Origin of the sequence: Flavobacterium granuli (genome assembly GCF_031456055.1) — a bacterium.
Classification (GTDB): domain Bacteria; phylum Bacteroidota; class Bacteroidia; order Flavobacteriales; family Flavobacteriaceae; genus Flavobacterium; species Flavobacterium granuli_A.
In genome coordinates this window covers 1-4801 of record NZ_JAVDTX010000011.1, presented here as the reverse complement: position 1 = coordinate 4801, position 4801 = coordinate 1, and the positions used below count along the sequence as shown (strand labels likewise).

The window sequence follows — 4801 nt, the reverse complement described above, 5'->3', positions numbered from 1 at the left end:
AAAAAACCCCTCATCGCTAGATGAAGGGTTTTATAAAAAAAGGCAGCGACATACTCTCCCACATAACTGCAGTACCATCTGCGCAGGCGGGCTTAACTACTCTGTTCGGGATGGGAAGAGGTGAGCCCCGCCGCAATAACCACCTTAAGTCGTTATAATTGCTTTGGGCAATCATTTGCAAGTCGTAATTCGTAATTTCGAACTCGTAATTGCAATAATATCTTAACATACTGAGATAAAGAACATAAAAAGTATTAGAAAGTTTCTCCCCCGGGTTGCCCCGGGGAAAAGGTGTACATAAGCTTACGGGTTATTAGTACTACTCGACTATGACATTACTGCCTTTACATCTATAGCCTATCAACGTGGTCATCTCCCACGACCCTTAAAAGAAATCTCATCTTGTGGTGGGTTTCGCGCTTATATGCTTTCAGCGCTTATCCCTTCCCAACGTAGCTACTCTGCGGTGCCCCTGGCGGGACAACAGATACACTAGAGGTTAGTCCAATTCGGTCCTCTCGTACTAGAATCAGATCCACTCAAATTTCTTGCGCCCACAGTAGATAGAGACCGAACTGTCTCACGACGTTCTGAACCCAGCTCGCGTGCCACTTTAATGGGCGAACAGCCCAACCCTTGGGACCTTCTCCAGCCCCAGGATGTGACGAGCCGACATCGAGGTGCCAAACCCCCCCGTCGATATGAGCTCTTGGGGGAGATCAGCCTGTTATCCCCGGCGTACCTTTTATCCTTTGAGCGATGGCCCTTCCATGCGGAACCACCGGATCACTATGCTCTACTTTCGTACCTGATCGACCTGTATGTCTCTCAGTCAAGCTCCCTTATGCCATTGCACTCTACGCACGGTTACCAAGCGTACTGAGGGAACCTTTAGAAGCCTCCGTTACTCTTTTGGAGGCGACCACCCCAGTCAAACTACCCACCAAGCAATGTCCCCCGCAAAACGGGGTTAGGCCTCAGATAAACAAAGGGTTGTATTTCAACAATGACTCCACAACGCCTAGCGACGCCACTTCACAGTCTCCAACCTATCCTACACATCATTTATCCAAGGTCAATACTAAGCTATAGTAAAGGTGCACAGGGTCTTTTCGTCCCACTGCGGGTAAACGGCATCTTCACCGTTACTACAATTTCACCGAGCTCATGGCTGAGACAGTGTCCAGATCGTTACACCATTCGTGCAGGTCGGAACTTACCCGACAAGGAATTTCGCTACCTTAGGACCGTTATAGTTACGGCCGCCGTTTACTGGGGCTTCAATTCAATGCTTCTCCGAAGATAACATCTCCTCTTAACCTTCCAGCACCGGGCAGGTGTCAGGCCCTATACTTCATCTTACGATTTTGCAGAGCCCTGTGTTTTTGATAAACAGTCGCCTGGACCTCTTCACTGCGGCCCCGATTACTCGGGGCGACCCTTCTCCCGAAGTTACGGGTCTATTTTGCCTAATTCCTTAGCCATGAATCTCTCGAGCACCTTAGGATTCTCTCCTCGACTACCTGTGTCGGTTTGCGGTACGGGTACTCATTACCTGAAGTTTAGAGGTTTTTCTTGGAAGCCCTTAGGCGCACTATCTCTTTGTCCGAAGACTCCGAGTACTATCGTATTTCCCCAAGCCGCGTGGATTTGCCTGCGCAGCTTATAGGTAGGTACTTCAACGAACTATTCCGTCAGTTCGCGGCGCTTTCATCACTCCGTCACCCCATCACAGTAATAAGTAGTACGGGAATATTAACCCGTTGTCCATCGACTGTCCCTTTCGGGTTCGCCTTAGGTCCCGACTAACCCACAGCTGATTAGCATAGCTGTGGAAACCTTAGTCTTTCGGTGTGCGGGTTTCTCGCCCGCATTATCGTTACTTATGCCTACATTTTCTTTTCTAACCAGTCCAGCATGCCTTACGACACACCTTCAACCCTGTTAGAATGCTCCCCTACCACTTGTAATAAATTACAAATCCATAGCTTCGGTAATATGTTTATGCCCGATTATTATCCATGCTCGTCCGCTCGACTAGTGAGCTGTTACGCACTCTTTAAATGAATGGCTGCTTCCAAGCCAACATCCTAGCTGTCTGGGCAGACAAACCTCGTTCTTTCAACTTAACATATATTTGGGGACCTTAGCTGATGGTCTGGGTTCTTTCCCTCTCGGACTTGGACCTTAGCACCCAAGCCCTCACTGCACGGAAACATTATATAGCATTCGGAGTTTGTCAGGAATTGGTAGGCGGTGAAGCCCCCGCATCCAATCAGTAGCTCTACCTCTATATAACTTTGCGCCGTGCGCTGCACCTAAATGCATTTCGGGGAGTACGAGCTATTTCCGAGTTTGATTGGCCTTTCACCCCTACCCACAGGTCATCCGAAGACTTTTCAACGTCAACCGGTTCGGACCTCCACACTGTGTTACCAGCGCTTCATCCTGCCCATGGGTAGATCACACGGTTTCGCGTCTAACACTACTGACTAAAGCGCCCTATTCAGACTCGCTTTCGCTACGGATCCGTGGCTTAACCACTTATCCTTGCCAGCAACGTTAACTCGTAGGCTCATTATGCAAAAGGCACGCCGTCACCCCACGAAAGGGCTCCGACCGCTTGTAAGCGTATGGTTTCAGGATCTATTTCACTCCGTTATTCACGGTTCTTTTCACCTTTCCCTCACGGTACTGGTTCACTATCGGTCTCTCAGGAGTATTTAGCCTTAGCGGATGGTCCCGCCAAATTCAGACAGGGTTTCACGTGCCCCGCCCTACTCAGGATACCACTATCTATTACACTTATTACTTATACAGGGCTATCACCTTCTCTGGCCCTACTTTCCAGTAGATTCTAATTCTTTGTGCATAAAATGTCGTGGTCCTACAACCCCAACATTGCCGTAACAACATTGGTTTGGGCTAATCCGCGTTCGCTCGCCACTACTTACGGAATCACTTTTGTTTTCTTCTCCTCCGCCTACTTAGATGTTTCAGTTCAGCGGGTTTGCCCACCTATCGGTGTACTATGTCTTCAACATAGTGGGTTGCCCCATTCAGGTATCTACGGATCAATTCGTGTGTGCCAATCCCCGTAGCTTTTCGCAGCTTATCACGCCTTTCATCGCCTCTGAGAGCCTAGGCATCCCCCATACGCCCTTATTTTGCTTATTGTACCAATCTTAAATTTAATTAAGACCGTTTTGTTTCGATTTTCTAATAAATTAGAAAATCTGCTTTCTACTTTTTATTATTTCTTATCTCAATATGTCAATGAACTTTGTTTCGCTTTAAGCCATAGGCTGTAAGCTGTAAGCTTTCGCTTTTGTGGAGAATAACGGAGTCGAACCGTTGACCTCCTGCGTGCAAGGCAGGCGCTCTAGCCAGCTGAGCTAATCCCCCAATCTAATTATGAATTGTGAATTATGAATTATGAATTGTTGTAATTCGTAATCTTTCAACCCTAGAATTTCCTTTCAATCTATGTTTATGAACTTTTTTCAATTCGTAATTCGTAATTTACAAATTCGTAACTGTTTTGTTGTCTCGGACAGACTCGAACTGTCGACCCCTACATTATCAGTGTAGTACTCTAACCAGCTGAGCTACGAGACACTCTTCATTCTTATTTTTGCGCTTTTTTTATTTTACGCATGTTTTTTTTAAATTAACAGCAAGAGTAATATAATCTTCGGTCTTGAAACCAAATAGTCCTTTTCGTCTTCTTTCCTCAGCGTGTATTACTACTAACACTAAGGCTCTAGAAAGGAGGTGTTCCAGCCGCACCTTCCGGTACGGCTACCTTGTTACGACTTAGCCCTAGTTACCAGTTTTACCCTAGGCAGCTCCTTGCGGTCACCGACTTCAGGCACCCCCAGCTTCCATGGCTTGACGGGCGGTGTGTACAAGGCCCGGGAACGTATTCACCGGATCATGGCTGATATCCGATTACTAGCGATTCCAGCTTCACGGAGTCGAGTTGCAGACTCCGATCCGAACTGTGACCGGTTTTGTAGATTCGCTCCTGGTCGCCCAGTGGCTGCTCTCTGTACCGGCCATTGTAGCACGTGTGTAGCCCAAGGCGTAAGGGCCGTGATGATTTGACGTCATCCCCACCTTCCTCACAGTTTGCACTGGCAGTCTCGTTAGAGTTCCCGACATGACTCGCTGGCAACTAACAACAGGGGTTGCGCTCGTTATAGGACTTAACCTGACACCTCACGGCACGAGCTGACGACAACCATGCAGCACCTTGTAAATTGTCTTGCGAAAAGTCTGTTTCCAAACCGGTCAATCTACATTTAAGCCTTGGTAAGGTTCCTCGCGTATCATCGAATTAAACCACATGCTCCACCGCTTGTGCGGGCCCCCGTCAATTCCTTTGAGTTTCATTCTTGCGAACGTACTCCCCAGGTGGGATACTTATCACTTTCGCTTAGCCACTGAGATCGCTCCCAACAGCTAGTATCCATCGTTTACGGCGTGGACTACCAGGGTATCTAATCCTGTTCGCTACCCACGCTTTCGTCCATCAGCGTCAATCCATTAGTAGTAACCTGCCTTCGCAATTGGTATTCCATGTAATCTCTAAGCATTTCACCGCTACACTACATATTCTAGTTACTTCCTAATAATTCAAGTCTAGCAGTATCAATGGCCGTTCCACCGTTGAGCGATGGGCTTTCACCACTGACTTACTAAACCGCCTACGGACCCTTTAAACCCAATGATTCCGGATAACGCTTGGATCCTCCGTATTACCGCGGCTGCTGGCACGGAGTTAGCCGATCCTTATTCT

2 tRNA genes and 3 rRNA genes are annotated in these 4801 nt (G+C 47.7%); all 5 read right to left on the bottom strand.

Going from position 1 to position 4801, the window contains the following annotated elements:
• Nucleotides 1–37 precede the first annotated feature (37 nt).
• Nucleotides 38–147, bottom strand: a 5S ribosomal RNA gene (rrf, locus tag J2W95_RS17390).
• Between the two features lie 146 nt (nucleotides 148–293).
• A 23S ribosomal RNA gene (locus J2W95_RS17385) occupies nucleotides 294–3177 on the bottom strand.
• Between the two features lie 154 nt (nucleotides 3178–3331).
• Nucleotides 3332–3405, bottom strand: a tRNA-Ala gene (locus J2W95_RS17380).
• A 139-nt stretch (nucleotides 3406–3544) separates the two neighbouring features.
• Nucleotides 3545–3618 (bottom strand) — tRNA-Ile (locus tag J2W95_RS17375).
• 149 nt (nucleotides 3619–3767) lie between these two features.
• A 16S ribosomal RNA gene (locus tag J2W95_RS17370) occupies nucleotides 3768–4801 on the bottom strand; the annotation flags it as partial.